Below are 16,127 nucleotides of genomic sequence, written 5' to 3'. Positions count from 1 at the left end.
CCTAGCGCACCGGCATTACAAGTACGCGGGCGCCGCTTCCAGACCAAAATATTCCTCCAGGGTGCCGATGCCGCGGTTCAGCATGTCCGTGGCCGCCTCCACTCCCACATACCGCAGGTGCCACGGCTCGTAAAAGTACCCCGTGATGGGATGCAGCATCCACGGATACCGCACCACGAACCCGAACCGGTGCCCGTTCGCCTTCGCCCAGGCCGCCGCCGGCTGTTCGGCGAAGCACGGCTCAAAGCTGCACGCCCCGCCGCCGTCGCCGATGTCGAACGCCCACCCCGTCTGGTGCTCCGAGTGGCCGGGCCGCGCGCTGGCGGTGTCGGCGTCGGCCTGTCCGCGCGCCGCGACGTACCCGTTGTAGGTGGTCACCTGCGTGCTGTACGAACGGTAGCCGCTCGCCAGGACAATCCCAACGCCGTCCCGTGCGGCCGCCGCGAACATCGCTTCGGCGGCGGCCGCCGTCGTACTGTTCAGGAGCGAGGCCTCACCGGCGGCAGAAATGGTGACGGCGGGACGCACCAGGTCAGCCGGCACGTAGTCCGCGGGCTTCAGCGGCCGGTGCTTGTTCACGATCACCCACGGGCTGGCCGGGTCATCCAGCGAGAACTGCCGCGCCAGGGTGGCTGACGGGGACGGCGTGGGGGACGGGGCCGCGGGTGACTGGCCCACCGTGGCCGCATCCGCCGTCGCGCCCGCCGAAGCCGTAACCGCCTCAGGGGAGGGGGGAACCGAGGAGGGAGCAGTGGACGACGACGGCGCCGCCGCCTTAGGTGCCTCCGGGGTGCAGGCTGGCAGGACAGTCAGCCCGGCCCCCGCTGCGAGGAACTGGGCGAAGCTGCGCCGGCTGGGGGAACTGCATTGGTAGCACACCTGTGCTACACCTTCCGGAGCAGCATGCGGCGGATGGAGTGGTCCGCCTCTTTGGTCAGCACCAGCTGGGCCCGGCCCCGCGTGGGAAGCACGTTCTCCTCCAGGTTGGGCTCGTTGATCCGCTTCCAAATGTCCCGGGCGGTGCTTTCGGCTTCCTCATCGGACAGTGTGGCGTAGCGGTGGAAGTAGGACTCCGGCTGCGCGAACGCCGTGCTCCGCAGCTTCCGGAACCGGTCCACGTACCACTCCTCAATGTAGGAGGTCTTGGCGTCCACGTAGATGGAGAAGTCAAAGAAGTCGCTCAGGGCCAGGCCCTGCCGGCCGTCATGCCGGGGGCGGGCCGGGGCCAGCACGTTCAGGCCCTCCACGATGAGCACGTCGGGCCGGCGGACCACCACTTCCTTGCCGGGCACGATGTCGTACGTGACATGGGAGTACCAGGGTGCGCGCACTTCTTCGGCGCCGCCCTTGATCTCGCTCACGAACCGCAGCAGCGCCCGGCGGTCGTAGGACTCGGGGAAACCCTTCCGGTCCAGCAGCTGCCGGCGCTTGAGCTCGGCCAGGGGATAGAGGAAACCGTCAGTGGTGATGAGCTCCACGTTGGGGGTGCCGGGCCAGCGGCGCAGCATCTCCCGCAGCACGCGCGCGATGGTGGACTTGCCCACGGCAACGGATCCGGCGACGCCGATCACGAACGGGGTGCGCTGGGTCTGCTCACCCAGGAACGTGGTGGTTGCCGCGTGCAGCTGCCCAGCCGCCTCGACGTAAAGGTGCAGGAGCCGGGACAGAGGCAGGTAAACGTCCCTGACTTCGTTGATGTCCAGGGGGTCGCCGAGCCCGCGAAGGCGCAGCACGTCCTCTTCATTAAGGGGCTGTTCCATCTGGGCGGCGAGGCGGGACCAGGTGTGCCGGTCCAGCTCCACGAACGGCGAGGCACCCTCCCCGTTCGCGTCGTTGCGTTGCGAAGTCACCTAAAGATTCTGCCCCGCGCCCGGCCCATCGCGAAATGACGCCCCTGCTCAGCGCGGCGTAGGTCACAGACGCCCGGCAGCGTGGTCTGCCGGTTTAGAGCAACTGGCACGCTGCCGATAGTCTTGAGCCTATGTGTGGAATCGTGGGGTATGTAGGCCGTTCAGTTGACGGTGCAATTAATGGTCACAGTGCGTTGGACGTTGTCCTTGAGGGACTGCGCCGCCTGGAGTACCGCGGTTATGACTCTGCCGGTGTGGCTGTGGTGTCCCAGGGGAACATCGAGTCCCGTAAGAAGTCCGGGAAGCTGAGCAACCTGATTGGTGAGCTGGAGGCCCGGCCGCTGCCGGAGACCCTCACCGGGATCGGGCACACCCGGTGGGCCACGCACGGCGGCCCGACGGACCGCAATGCGCACCCGCACCTGGCGGACGGCGGCAAGCTCGCCGTGATCCACAACGGCATCATCGAGAACTTCGCCGAACTCAAGCTGGAGCTGCTGGAGAAGGGCGTGACGTTCCTGTCCGAGACGGACACCGAGGTCGCTGCCGCGCTGCTGGCCGACATCCTGCGCAACCAACTGGGCGGGGACCCTGCCAACGGTGGCCTGACCCGGGCCATGGAGCTGGCCTGCCAGCGCCTGGAGGGTGCCTTCACCCTGCTCGCGGTGCACGCGGACCAGCCCGACGTCGTCGTGGCCGCCCGCCGCAACTCACCGCTGGTGGTGGGCCTGGGCGAGGGGGAGAACTTCCTGGGCTCGGACGTGTCCGGGTTCATCGATTACACCCGCCGCGCGGTGGAGCTGGGCCAGGACCAGATCGTCACCATCACCGCCGATTCCGTGGCGATCACCGATTTCTTCGGCAACCCGGCCTCCGGCAAGGAATACCACGTGGACTGGGACCCGGCCTCGGCGGAAAAGGGCGGCTTTTCCTCGTTCATGGAGAAGGAAATCCATGACCAGCCCGATGCGGTGGCGCAGACCCTGCTGGGCCGGTCTGACCTGGACGGCAAGCTGACCCTGGATGAGCTGCGGATCGATCCGGAGCTGTTGAAGCAGGTCAACAAGATCATCGTGCTGGCCTGCGGCACCGCCGCCTACGCCGGCACGGTGGCGAAGTACGCGATCGAGAACTGGTGCCGGATCCCCACCGAGGTGGAGCTCGCGCACGAGTTCCGCTACCGGGACCCGATCCTGGACGAGAACACCCTGGTGGTCTCCATCTCCCAGTCCGGGGAGACCATGGACACCCTGATGGCCGTCCGCTACGCCCGGGAACAGGGCGCGAAGACCATCTCGATCTGCAACACCAACGGCTCCACCATCCCGCGTGAATCCGACGCCGTGCTGTACACGCACGCCGGCCCGGAGATCGCGGTGGCCTCCACCAAGGCGTTCCTGGCCCAGATCACCGCCGCGTACCTGCTGGGCCTGTACCTGGCGCAGCTGCGGGGGAACATTTTCACCGGGCAGATCAAGGACGTCCTGGCGGACCTGAACAAGATCCCCGCCAAGATCCAGACGATCCTGGACAACGCCGGCCCCCTGCGCGAACTGGCCCGGTCCATGGCGAACGAGAAGTCCGTGCTGTTCCTGGGCCGGCACGTGGGCTACCCCGTGGCCCTGGAAGGTGCGCTGAAGCTCAAGGAGATCGCGTACATCCACGCCGAAGGCTTCGCCGCCGGCGAGCTCAAGCACGGCCCCATCGCCCTGATCGATGAAGGCCAGCCGGTGTTCGTCGTCGTCCCGTCCCCGCGCGGGCGCGACTCGCTGCACTCCAAGGTGGTCTCCAACATCCAGGAAGTACGTGCCCGCGGCGCCCGGACCCTGGTCATCGCCGAGGAAGGCGACGAAGCCGTCAAGGCCTACGCCGAGTACGTTTTCTACGTCCCGGAAACCCCAACCCTGCTGATGCCCCTGCTGACCACCGTCCCGCTGCAGATCTTCGCCGCGGAACTCGCCGCAGCAAAGGGCTACGACGTGGACCAGCCCCGCAACCTCGCCAAGAGCGTCACCGTCGAGTAATTGCTGTGCGACGCGAACCCCGGGCCCTAGCGGCCCGGGGTTTGCGCGTTAAAGTCCAGCTTTTGCGCTGATGGCGGACAGCTGGGGCCAGCGGCGTGGACCGGCTCCCCGCGGAGGGGCGCGACCGTAGAATGAACCGCATGATCGTTGGCATTGGGGTAGACGTAGTAGACATCGAGCGGTTCGGCCGCCAGCTGGAACGGACGCCGGGCCTGAGGGACCGCCTGTTCGTACCTGCGGAACGGGACCTGAACACCCGTTCCCTGGCTGCCCGGTTCGCCGCGAAGGAGGCCGTAGCAAAGGTGCTGGGCGCCCCTGCCGGCATGAACTGGCAGGACTGCTGGATCGGCCTCGACCAGAACGGACCCACCGTCCAGGTGAAGGGGACGGTCCTGGCGGTGGCCGAGGCCAAGGGCGTCAAGCGCTGGCACCTGTCCATCAGCCACGACGGCGGCATTGCCACGGCTACGGTCCTGGCCGAGGGCTGACCCGGGCGGCCGCCATGATCAGCGCCTACACCGGAACGCAGGTCCGAGCAGCAGAGGAACCTCTCCTGGCCGCTGGGCTGGGGGACGCGCTCATGCAGCGCGCCGCGCATGGGCTGGCCAACGCCGTCGTCCATGAACTGAAGGACAGCGGCACCCGCCTGAGCGGTGCCCGGGTTGTGGTGCTGGCGGGCAAAGGCAACAACGGCGGGGACGGCTTGTATGCCGCCGCTTTCCTCGCGTCCCGTGGGATGCGAACGACGGCGGTACTCACCGGAGATGCGGCCCACCCGGCCGGCTTGGCCGCATTTGAGCGTGCCGGCGGCAGGGTGCACCGGCTCACCGAGGCGGCACTGCCGGGACTTGCCGCCGAAGCCGCCGCGGCCGACGTCGTGATTGATGCCGTCCTGGGGACCGGCGCCAAGGGCGGGCTGCGGGGGAGCGCCGCGGACCTCATACAGGCCATCACGGACGCGCACCTCCACGGCTTTGTGGTGGCCTGCGACCTTCCCAGCGGAGTGGACGCTGATACCGGCGAGGCTGCCGCCCCGGTCCTGCCAGCTGATTTGACCATCACGTTCGGCGGTGCAAAGTCAGGGTTGCTGGCCGATCCCGGTGCGGACTACGCCGGGCGGGTCCTGGTGGTGCCGATCGGAATCGAGGAGCACCTGCCGCAGCCCACGCTTCGCCGCCTCGAGAACCCCGACCTCGCGCGCCTCCTGCCGCACCCCGCCCGCCGCGCCCAGAAGTACTCCCGCGGCGTGCTGGGTGTGGTGGCCGGATCCGAGGACTACCCCGGTGCCGCTGTCCTTGCCTGCCGGGGTGCGCTGGCCGCAGGGGTTGGCATGGTCCGGTACCTCGGCCCGCCGTCCGTGGCCGACCTGGTCCGCCAGTCCTGCCCCGAGGTTGTCTGCAGCACCGGAACGGTGGCCGAAAACCGGGTGCAGGCCTGGCTGGTGGGCTCGGGCATGGGCCCGCATGACCACGAACAACTCACCCGCGCCAGGGACGCGATCGCGTCGGACCTTCCCGTGGTGGCCGATGCCGGCGCGCTGCCGGCACTGCCTGCCATCCTGGCCCCGCATGTGGTGCTGACGCCGCACGCCGGTGAGCTTGCGTCGCTGTTCCATCGCCTGGGCCGCGGGGAGGACCGGGAATCGGTGGAAGCCGCAACGCTAGGTGCCGTCCGCCATGCGGCCGACCGTACCGGGGCTACCGTCCTGCTCAAGGGTGCCACGACGCTCGTGGCCGCGCCCTGGGGCGCCACCTACAGCCAAGCGGACGGCACCCCGTGGCTCGCCACTGCCGGCAGCGGGGACGTCCTGGCCGGCGTCATTGGCGCGCTGCTCGCCCAGGCAGGGTCCGACGTCGGCCGCTTCAGCCAGCTGGGCATCGAACCGGACGGGCGGTGGGCCGCTATCGCCGCACTTGGCGCGGCCCTGCACGGCCAGGCGGGACGGGCCGCATCCGAGGCTGTGTCCGGCGGACCGATCACTGCAGGCCGCGTTGCGGATGCCTTACCCGAAACTTGGGGTAAAGTAAGCATGCTTAGTAACTATGGAGCCTGGAAACGTAATAGTCACAGCCAACCACTACGGTAGGCATTAGTTCGCACCAGCAGCAGGGGCGTGCCAATGCCGTCTGCTGCTGACCAACAAATGAGGAGCACGATGGAAGTCTGGCCTGGAAATGCCTACCCGCTGGGAGCTACCTTTGACGGCACCGGCACCAATTTCGCCCTGTTCAGCGAAAGGGCAGAGCGGGTTGAACTCTGCCTCCTGGCCGATGACCTGACCGAGACCCGGATCGAGCTGACCGAGGTGGACGGCTACGTGTGGCACTGCTACCTGCCGCACATCCAGCCCGGCCAGAAGTACGGCTACCGCGTGCACGGACCCTACGATCCCGCAAGCGGCAACCGCTTCAACCCCAACAAGCTCCTGATGGACCCCTACGCCAAGGCCATCCAGGGACAGATCGACTGGGATCCCGCGCTCTTCTCCTACGAGTTTGGCGACCCCGATTCCCGCAACGACGCCGACTCCGCGCCGCACACCATGCACGGCGTGGTCATCAACCCGTTCTTCGAGTGGGACGGCGACCGCCAGCTCAAGATCCCGTACCACCAGTCGGTTATCTACGAAGCGCACGTCAAGGGCCTCACCCAGCTGCACCCGGAGATTCCCGAAGAGCAGCGCGGCACCTACGCAGGCGTGGCACACCCCGCCGTAATTGAGCACCTGAAGAAGGTGGGCGCCACCGCCATCGAGCTCATGCCGGTCCACCAGTTCGTCAACGATGGCACCCTGGTGGAGAAGGGCCTCAACAACTACTGGGGCTACAACACCATCGGCTTCTTCGCGCCGCAGAACACCTACAGCGCCACCGGCGACGTGGGGCACCAGGTCCAGGAATTCAAGGCCATGGTCCGCGACCTGCACCGCGCCGGCATTGAAGTGATCCTCGACGTCGTCTACAACCACACGGCCGAAGGCAACCACCTTGGCCCCACGCTGTCCTTCAAGGGCATCGACAACCAGGCCTACTACCGGCTGGTGGACAACGACTGCAAGCACTACATGGACTACACCGGCACCGGCAACTCGCTGAACGTCCGCCACCCGCACTCCCTGCAGCTGCTCATGGATTCCCTGCGCTACTGGGTCACCGAGATGCATGTGGACGGCTTCCGCTTCGACCTCGCCTCCACCCTGGCCCGTGAGTTCTATGACGTGGACAAGCTCTCCACCTTCTTCGAACTCATCCAGCAGGACCCGGTAGTTTCCCAGGTCAAGCTGATTGCCGAGCCGTGGGACGTTGGCCCGGGCGGCTACCAGGTGGGCAACTTCCCGCCGCAATGGACGGAATGGAACGGCAAGTTCCGCGACACCGTCCGCGACTTCTGGCGCGGCGAGCCCTCCACCCTGGGCGAGTTCGCGTCCCGCCTCACCGGCTCCGCCGACCTGTACGAAAGCTCGGCCCGCCGCCCGGTGGCGTCAATCAACTTCGTCACCGCCCACGACGGCTTCACCATGCGGGACCTGGTGTCCTACAACGAGAAGCACAACGACGCCAACGGCGAAGGCAACAACGACGGCGAATCGCACAACCGCTCCTGGAACTGCGGCGTTGAAGGCGACACGGACGACGAGAAGGTGTTGGCACTCCGCGCCCGCCAGCAGCGGAACTTCATCGGGACGCTGCTGCTGTCCCAGGGTGTCCCCATGCTGCTGCACGGCGACGAGCTGGGCCGCACCCAGCAGGGCAACAACAACACCTACTGCCAGGACTCGGAGCTCAGCTGGATCCACTGGGAAGCCATGGACCAGCCCCTGGTGGAATTCACCGCGTTCGTCAACAAGCTCCGCCACGACCACCCCACGTTCCGCCGCAGCCGCTTCTTCGACGGCCGCCCGGTCCGCCGTGGTGAAGGCGAGAAGCTGCCGGACATCGTCTGGCTGAAGACCGACGGCACCGAGATGCTGCCCGAGGACTGGGGGAGTGGCTTCGGCCGGACCATCGGCGTGTTCTACAACGGTGACGGCATCCAGGAACAGGATTCCCGCGGCCGCCGGATCACCGATGACAGCTTCATCATGGCCTTCAACGCCCATGACGATGCCGTGGACTTCTGCCTTCCCGCCGAGGAGTACTCCCAGTACTGGGAGGTCCAGTTCGATACCGCCGCCCAGGCGGACGACTACGAGCCGCTCAAGGCCGGTGCCACGCTGAAGCTGGACGCGAAGTCCATGGTGGTCCTGCGCGCGTACTCCGGCCCGGAGGAAGAGGTCGACTACTCCGCAGCGGCCTCCATTGCGTCCATGGCCGAGCAGGAGGAAGCCCAGGAGGAGATGGTGGAAGCCCAGACCAAGGCTGCGGAAGCCAGCGAGGCAAGGGCAACGGGCGCCGACGAGGACGCCAAGGCATGAGGACTCCGGTCTCCACTTACCGCTTTCAGATCCGCAGCAGCTTCACCCTGTTCGACGCCGCTGAACAGGTCCCGTATCTGAAGGACCTCGGCGTCGACTGGGTGTACCTCTCGCCCATCCTCACCGCGGAGAAGGGTTCGGACCACGGCTACGACGTGACCGATCCCTCCGCCGTGGACCCGGACCGTGGCGGGCCGGAAGGCCTGCGGGCCCTGTCCAAGGCGGCCCGCGAACACGGCATGGGCGTCCTGGTGGACATCGTGCCCAACCACGTCGGTGTGGCCACTCCCGTGCAGAATCCCTGGTGGTGGTCCCTGCTCAAGGAGGGCCGCGAATCGCCCTACGCCGAAGCGTTCGACGTCGACTGGGACCTGGGCGGCGGAAAGGTCCGGCTGCCCATGCTGGGCTCGGACGACGACCTGGACAAGCTGGAGGTCAAGGACGGCGAACTCCGCTACTACGACCACCGGTTCCCGCTGGCCGAGGGCACGTACAGCGAAGGTGACTCCCCGCAGGAGGTGCACAGCCGCCAGCACTACCAGCTGATGGACTGGCGCCGCGCCGACGCCGAGTTGAATTACCGTCGCTTCTTCGCGGTGACCACGCTGGCCGGCATCCGGGTGGAGGAACCGTCTGTCTTCGAAAAGGCTCATGCCGAGGTGGGCCGCTGGTTCACCGAAGGCCTGGTGGACGGGCTCCGCGTAGACCACCCGGACGGACTCGCCGATCCCGCCGGCTACCTCCGCTGGCTAAAGGACCTCAGCGGGGGCGCATACGTCCTGGTGGAAAAGATCCTGGAACCGGGCGAAGTGCTGCCGCAGGACTTCGCCTGCGAAGGCACCACCGGCTATGACGCACTAGCTGACGTGGACCGGGTCTTCGTTGACCCGGCGGGGCAGCAGGCGCTGGACGCACTGGACGCTTCCCTGCGGGGCACCTCCGAACCCGCCGACTACGCCGAAATGATCCGCGGCACCAAGCGCATGATCGCCGACGGCATCCTGCGCTCCGAGGTGCTGCGGCTGGCCCGGCTGGTACCTGAATCCCACGGGCTCAGCGTTGACCAGGCAGCGGATGCGATCGCGGAAATCATCGCATCGTTCCCGGTGTACCGTTCCTACCTGCCAGTGGGCGCCGACGTCCTCAAGGAGGCGTGCGAGTCCGCCGCCGCGCACCGGCCGGACCTGGAAGTGGCGGTGGGAACCCTCCTGCCGCTGCTGCTGGATCCCGCCAACCCCATCGCCATCCGGTTCCAGCAGACCTCCGGCATGGTCATGGCCAAGGGCGTGGAGGACACCGCGTTCTACCGCTACACGCGGCTGGGCACGCTGACTGAAGTGGGTGCTGAGCCTACCGAGTTCGCCGTGTCTCCGGAGGAGTTCCACCAGCGGATGGAGCGCCGTCAGCAGGAGCTGCCGCTGTCCATGACCACGTTGTCCACCCACGACACCAAGCGCAGCGAGGATGCCAGGGCCCGGATCTCGGTCATCGCCGAGCTGCCGGAGGAGTGGGCGGAAACGCTGGAGGAACTGCGTAAACTGGCGCCGATCCCGGACGGCCCGTACGAGAACCTGCTGTGGCAGGCAATCGTCGGCGCCTGGCCGGCAAGCCGGGAACGGCTTCAGGGTTACGCCGAAAAGGCAGCCCGGGAGGCCGGCAACTCCACCAAGTGGACCGACCCCAACGAAGACTTCGAGTCCAAGGTGCAGGCCGCCGTCGATGCAGTCTTCGACGACGCCAAGGTCGCCAAGGTTCTCACGGACTTCGTGGCCCGGATCGCTGCCTTCTCCGCGGCCAACTCGGTTTCCGCCAAGCTGGTCCAGCTGACCATGCCCGGTGTGCCTGATGTGTACCAGGGCAGCGAGTTCTGGGAACGCTCGCTCACGGACCCGGACAACCGCCGGCCCGTGGACTTCGGTGCCCGGCAGGAGGAACTGGCAAAGCTCGACGCCGGTGCGTTGCCGGACGCGGGCACAGAGGCCAGCAAGCTTCTGGTCACCTCGAGGGCACTGCGCCTGCGCCGGGACCGGCCGGAGCTGTTCCAGGGGTACTCGCCGGTGAACGCCGCCGGTGCAGCTGCGGAGCACCTGCTCGCTTTCAGCCGCGGAACGGACGCTTCCTCCGGTGCCCTCACGCTGGCCACCCGGCTCCCTGCAGGACTGCAGGCCGGCGGCGGATGGCGGGACACCGCCGTCGACCTTTCCACTGCCATGCGCGACGAACTCACCGGGGCCAGCTACGGACCCGGCCAGGTTTCGGTCGCGGAGGTCCTGGGTACCTACCCGGTGGCCCTGCTGGCACCTGTGGATGGAGAAAAGGCATGACCTTGGTCAACGTTGGACCCGAACGCTTCGATGTGTGGGCGCCGGACGTTTCGTCGGTGGTACTGGTGGCTGACGGCCGGCAGTACCGCATGCAGAAAAAGGAAACGGCGCCCGGCTCTGAAGGATGGTGGACGGCGTCCGACGCCCCGGCTGACGGTGATGTGGACTACGGCTACCTGCTGGACGGGGACACCACCCCTGTCCCGGACCCCCGCTCCCGCCGGCTCCCCGCCGGCGTCCACAAGCAGTCCCGGACCTACGATCCCGCCGCCTACGCGTGGCAGGATTCCGGGTGGCGCGGCAAGGACCTGCAGGGAGCCGTCATCTACGAGCTCCATGTGGGCACCTTCACGCCCGATGGGACCTTGGACGCCGCAGGGGAGAAGCTCAGCTACCTGGTGGACCTGGGCATCGACTTCATCGAACTGCTGCCGGTCAACGGCTTCAACGGAACCCACAACTGGGGCTACGACGGCGTCCAGTGGTACACCGTCCACGAAGGCTATGGCGGCCCTGCTGCGTACCAGCGGTTCGTCGACGCCGCCCACGCCGCAGGACTGGGCGTCATCCAGGACGTGGTGTACAACCACCTGGGACCCAGCGGCAACTACCTCCCAAAGTTCGGCCCGTACCTGAAACAGGGCGACGCCAACACCTGGGGTGACTCGGTGAACCTGGACAGGGCCGGCTCCGATGTGGTCCGCGAATACATCCTGGACAACGCCGCCCTGTGGCTGCGCGACTACCACGTGGACGGGCTGCGACTCGATGCCGTGCACGCGCTGCGGGACGAGAGGGCCGTGCACATCCTGGAGGACCTGGGAGCCCTGGGCGACGCTATTTCGGCTGAGACCGGGCTGCCCAAGACCCTCATCGCGGAATCGGACCTCAACAACCCGCGCCTGATCTACCCCCGCGACGTCAACGGGTACGGTCTGGCCGGGCAGTGGAGTGACGACTTCCACCACGCGGTGCACGTCAGCGTCAGCGGCGAAACCACCGGCTACTACTCGGACTTCGAATCCCTTGGCGTGCTGGCCAAGGTGCTCAAGGACGGGTTCCTGCACGACGGCAGCTACTCCAGCTTCCGCGGACGGCACCACGGCCGGCCCATCAACCCATCGTTGGCCAACCCGGCGGCGCTGGTGGTCTGCAACCAGAACCATGACCAGATCGGCAACCGGGCCACGGGGGACAGGCTGTCGCAGTCGCTGTCCTACGGGCAGCTGGCTGTGGCGGCGGTGCTTACGCTGACCTCGCCGTTCACGCCCATGCTGTTCATGGGTGAGGAATACGGCGCTTCCACGCCCTGGCAGTTCTTTACCTCGCACCCCGAACCGGAGCTTGGTAAGGCCACCGCGGAAGGGCGCATCAAGGAATTCGAGCGCATGGGGTGGGATCCCGCCGTCGTACCTGACCCGCAGGACCCGGAAACCTTCAACCGCTCCAAGCTGGACTGGTCCGAGGCTTCCACGGGTGACCATGCACGGCTGCTGGAGCTGTACAAGTCGCTGACGGCGCTGCGCCGCGAGCATCCGGACCTGGCAGGTCCCGGCTTTGGCCAGACGGAGGTTTCGTTCGACGACGACGCCGGCTGGCTGCGCTTCAGGCGTGGCTCCGTGGAGGTGCTCGTAAACCTTTCAGACGCCAAGATACGGCTGGATGATGCGGCAGGCGACCTCCTTCTGGCCACGGACGAAGGGAACGCTCTGGACGGCGGCTCCCTCGCCCTGGCGCCGTGGAGTGCCGCGGTCCTCAAGTCCTGAATCAGCGGTTACGCCGGGGGCATGCGCCCCCGGCGTAACTTTTCCTCTTAGCGCTAACAACTTCCCGTGTAGCGCGGGTCACAACTGGCAGGATGGAACGTATGACATATATTGCAGCGGACAACCGCTACGAATCCATGCCCTACCGCCGGGTGGGCCGCAGCGGCCTCAAGCTCCCGGCCATATCCCTGGGCCTATGGCACAACTTCGGCGACGACAAGCGCTTCGAGGAGCAGCGCGACATCCTCCGCCGTGCCTTCGACCTCGGGGTGAACCACTTCGACCTGGCCAACAACTACGGTCCGCCGGACGGGTCCGCGGAAACGAACTTTGGCCGGCACCTGCGGGACGATTTCAAGCCCTACCGCGACGAACTGGTCATCTCCACCAAGGCCGGCTACTACATGTGGCCCGGCCCCTACGGTGAATGGGGTTCCCGCAAATACCTGATCTCAAGCCTGGACCAGTCGCTGCAGCGCATGGGCCTGGACTACGTGGACATCTTTTACAGCCACCGGCCTGATCCCGAAACACCCATGGAGGAAACCATGGGCGCCCTGGACTACGCCGTCCGCTCCGGCAAGGCGCTGTACGCGGGCATTTCCTCCTACACCCCGGAGCAGACCCTCGAGGCCGCCCGGATCCTCAAGGAACTCGGCACGCCGCTGCTGATCCACCAGCCCAGCTACTCCATGCTCAACCGCTGGACCGAGAACGGCACGCCCAACCTCTACGAGGTGCTGGACCAGGTGGGCGCCGGATCCATCGCCTTCTCGCCCCTGGCGCAGGGGATGCTCACGGACCGCTACCTCCACGGCATTCCCGCCGACTCGCGCGCAGCCAAGGCCCGGTTCCTCTCCGAAGAGTCCATCACCGAGGAGAAACTGGACCGCGTACGGGGGCTGAGGAAGATCGCCGAAGGCCGCGGACAGACACTGGCGCAGATGGCCATCGCCTGGATCCTGCGTGACCAGCCCAAGGGCTCACCCGTCACGTCCGCGCTGATCGGTGCCTCCAGTGTCCGCCAGTTGGAGGACAGCCTGTCCGCCATCAACAACCTCAGCTTCTCCGATGACGAACTGACCGCCATCGACGAATTCGCGGTGGAGTCGGACATCAACCTCTGGAAGCAGAACGCCTGACGCGCTTTGTTTTCATTACATAGCGGGACCGGCGGAACAACTGCCGGTCCCGCTGTGTTGGGTAGTATGAAAAGGCGCCGCGCGGCGCCAAGCCAGCCGGCCGCCGTCGTCCATTCCATGGCGGCAAACCAGGCAGGCTGACGTTTGTCCCCAAAGGAGTTCTGTGTCTTCACATCCCATTCGTGTTGCAATCGTTGGCGTGGGCAACTGCGCCGCCTCGCTGGTGCAGGGCGTCCAGTACTACAAGGACGCCGATCCTGCGGATACTGTTCCGGGCCTGATGCATGTTGAGTTTGGCCCGTACCACGTGGGTGATGTTGAGTTCGTCGCCGCGTTTGACGTGGACGGCAAGAAGGTCGGCGTTGACCTTTCCGATGCCATCTCGGCGAGCGAGAACAACACCATCAAGATCGCCGACGTTCCCCCCACCGGTGTGACGGTCCAGCGCGGCCACACCCTGGACGGGCTGGGGAAGTACTACCTGGAGACCATCGAGCAGTCCACCGAAGAGCCCGTGGACGTGGTCCAGGCCCTGAAGGACGCCAAGGTTGACGTCATGGTCTGCTACCTGCCGGTCGGTTCGCAGCAGGCTGCCGAGTTCTACGCCCAGGCAGCGATCGACGCCGGCGTTGCCTTCGTGAACGCCCTGCCGGTCTTCATTGCCGGGACCAAGGAGTGGGCTGACAAGTTCACCGCCGCCGGTGTGCCCATCGTGGGCGATGACATCAAGAGCCAGATTGGCGCCACCATCACCCACCGCGTGATGGCGAAGCTGTTCGAGGACCGGGGCGTGACCCTGGACCGGACGTACCAGCTGAACGTCGGCGGAAACATGGACTTCAAGAACATGCTGGAGCGTGACCGGCTGGAGTCCAAGAAGATCTCCAAGACCCAGGCTGTGACCTCCAATGTCGAGGCCGAACTGGCTGCCAAGGACGTGCACATCGGCCCGTCCGACTACGTCCAGTGGCTCGATGACCGCAAGTGGGCCTTTGTCCGCCTGGAGGGCCGCAACTTCGGTGACGCCCCCGTGTCGCTGGAGTACAAGCTGGAGGTGTGGGATTCCCCGAACTCCGCAGGTGTGATCATTGACGCGATCCGGGCCGCCAAGATCGGCCTGGACCGTGGCATCGGCGGCCCGCTGCTGTCGGCGTCGAGCTACTTCATGAAGTCCCCGCCGGAGCAGTTCAACGACGACCTCGCCCGCGAAAAGGTCGAAGCCTTCATCCGCGGCGACGTAGAGCGCTAACCCTTACGCACCGCTTTAGGACGCTCCCTCACCAGTTCACCTGTGGGGGAGCGTCCTCCGTTAACACGCCCGCTCACATTTGGCATGTTTTTTACTAACCCCGGCTCAACTCTGACGCGTCTTCCAGGAACGCCCGCTCACTTTTGGCCGGAGTTTTGACGACGCCCGCTCACGTTTGGCATGTCTTGCCTGGACGCCCTCACATTCGGTGGCCTTGCTCGGGTGACTAAGCGTATTGTCCTCTGGCAGGCGCAAAAGGGCCGGGAATAATGTTCAGAGGTGCGAAAGGCAAGAGCTGCTGAATCACTTGCTGGCGAACCCTGAGCTGATTGAGGGATCGACCGTTGAACTACTCAAAGCCCGCTTGATCTTCTTGATGGCAGCCGCGAAATCATCTTCCTGATCGGCCTTATCGATAATGACGACGGTCCACCCAGCCGCTTCGAAGGCCTTGTCCCGGCGCCGATCGCTCATGCGCTGCGGTTCCAACAGGTGATGGCCGCCGTCGTATTGGATTGCAACTCTCCGTCGTCGAAAGCCGAGGTCAGCAGACGGCGATCGCGCGTCCTCCGGGCGAAGCCGAACCTGCAACTCGGGTTCGGGCAGGCTTGCCTCCAGCATGGACAATCGAAGGAACGTTTCCGGCGCAGAGTCCGATCCGACCCGTATCAGGTCCAGCGCCTGCCTGGCACGAACAACGCCCTGAAGATTTGGGTGTTGGGCGACCAAATACCGCAGTTCCTCAACTGTTGAATATGCGCCCTCCCTGCCCTCAAGTTCAGGGCGAGGTGTCCGGACGAGTTCGTCTCCCATAGCCACTAAGTCGGTCAAAGGACGTTGCCGTGCCATGTCCAACCACGTTCGCGCCCTGGTGCTGAGCCAAATTCCCTCAACGAACTCGACCTCCCCAGGCTTCACAATCACCCTGTGGCCATAGATTCCCTTTCTCCGGGCTCCGGGAAGGGCAGTGGATTTGCTGAGGTGCAGCTCGTTGGAGTCTGAGAGCCATGCGGGCAGGAGGGAACCTCGGAGCCTGGCTGAGGTTACGTGTGAAATCCACGCTCCGGGCGTCGCCTCCGATAGAGCACGGGCAGCGTCCTCAAGACAGAAATCCCAGCCGGCCGGACGGTAGAGTCCCCGGCTGATGTGCTGAATATCCCTGCGTCGCAAGCGGTTGCGGTGTAGCCCTGCACTCCTGGAATTCTCGAGCGTGAAAGGGCTGCTGGCCAATCGACCGGGCAGGGGCGGGCGGAATCGCATACTGCATTCTCATACAAACAGAAGGCGCTTGTTTGAGGTTATCCACAGGCGACCAGCAAGCGGTAGAACGTGAGCGGGCGTTTCTAAACGACTTGCCA

Annotated in this window: 11 protein-coding genes; 8 read left to right on the top strand and 3 right to left on the bottom strand. The window is 66.0% G+C overall.

Going from position 1 to position 16,127, the window contains the following annotated elements; all coding sequences use genetic code 11:
• Nucleotides 1-15: 15 nt before the first annotated feature.
• Nucleotides 16-879 (bottom strand): M15 family metallopeptidase, encoded by an 864-nt coding sequence (locus tag JCQ34_RS13255; RefSeq protein WP_286398144.1) that lies wholly within the window; start codon nt 877-879, stop codon nt 16-18.
• Nucleotides 880-884: 5 nt separating this feature from the next.
• Nucleotides 885-1,850: a type I pantothenate kinase gene (gene coaA / locus JCQ34_RS13250; RefSeq protein ID WP_142133124.1), complete on the bottom strand. Its 966-nt coding sequence runs from the start codon at nt 1,848-1,850 to the stop codon at nt 885-887.
• Between the two features lie 131 nt (nt 1,851-1,981).
• Between coaA and glmS the strand changes: the two genes are divergently transcribed.
• The 8 genes from glmS (at nt 1,982) to JCQ34_RS13210 (ending at nt 14,769) form a co-directional block, all read left to right on the top strand.
• The gene (gene glmS / locus JCQ34_RS13245) at nt 1,982-3,874 is read left to right on the top strand and encodes a glutamine--fructose-6-phosphate transaminase (isomerizing) (protein ID WP_286398143.1); all 1,893 of its coding nucleotides are present in this window, start codon (nt 1,982-1,984) and stop codon (nt 3,872-3,874) included.
• A gap of 140 nt (nt 3,875-4,014) precedes the next feature.
• Nucleotides 4,015-4,362 (top strand): holo-ACP synthase, encoded by a 348-nt coding sequence (locus tag JCQ34_RS13240; protein WP_141942574.1) that lies wholly within the window; start codon nt 4,015-4,017, stop codon nt 4,360-4,362.
• 14 nt (nt 4,363-4,376) lie between these two features.
• Entirely contained in the window at nt 4,377-5,960 is a 1,584-nt protein-coding gene (locus JCQ34_RS13235; protein ID WP_286398139.1) for an NAD(P)H-hydrate epimerase, read from the top strand.
• 69 nt (nt 5,961-6,029) lie between these two features.
• On the top strand, nt 6,030-8,288 hold the full coding sequence (gene glgX / locus JCQ34_RS13230; protein WP_286398138.1) for a glycogen debranching protein GlgX: 2,259 nt from the start codon (nt 6,030-6,032) through the stop codon (nt 8,286-8,288).
• A complete protein-coding gene (treY, locus tag JCQ34_RS13225) occupies nt 8,285-10,612 on the top strand; it encodes a malto-oligosyltrehalose synthase (protein WP_286398136.1) in 2,328 nt (775 codons plus the stop codon). The genes glgX and treY overlap by 4 nt, the downstream gene beginning before the upstream one ends.
• Entirely contained in the window at nt 10,609-12,378 is a 1,770-nt protein-coding gene (gene treZ / locus JCQ34_RS13220; protein ID WP_286398134.1) for a malto-oligosyltrehalose trehalohydrolase, read from the top strand. The genes treY and treZ overlap by 4 nt, the downstream gene beginning before the upstream one ends.
• A gap of 101 nt (nt 12,379-12,479) precedes the next feature.
• Nucleotides 12,480-13,520, top strand: a complete 1,041-nt coding sequence (mgrA, locus tag JCQ34_RS13215) for an L-glyceraldehyde 3-phosphate reductase (RefSeq protein WP_286398132.1) — start codon at nt 12,480-12,482, stop codon at nt 13,518-13,520.
• Nucleotides 13,521-13,683: 163 nt separating this feature from the next.
• The gene (locus tag JCQ34_RS13210; RefSeq protein ID WP_286398131.1) at nt 13,684-14,769 is read left to right on the top strand and encodes an inositol-3-phosphate synthase; all 1,086 of its coding nucleotides are present in this window, start codon (nt 13,684-13,686) and stop codon (nt 14,767-14,769) included.
• A 303-nt stretch (nt 14,770-15,072) separates the two neighbouring features.
• Here the strand turns inward: JCQ34_RS13210 and JCQ34_RS13205 are convergent, their stop codons facing one another.
• Complete coding sequence (locus JCQ34_RS13205; protein WP_286398129.1) at nt 15,073-15,618, bottom strand: endonuclease domain-containing protein; 546 nt, start codon at nt 15,616-15,618, stop codon at nt 15,073-15,075.
• Nucleotides 15,619-16,127 lie beyond the last annotated feature (509 nt).

Source organism: Pseudarthrobacter defluvii (assembly GCF_030323865.1).
GTDB classification, from domain to species: Bacteria; Actinomycetota; Actinomycetes; order Actinomycetales; family Micrococcaceae; genus Arthrobacter; species Arthrobacter sedimenti.
Note: the sequence above shows the minus strand (reverse complement) of the source record. Positions and strands in the feature narration are given on the sequence as shown.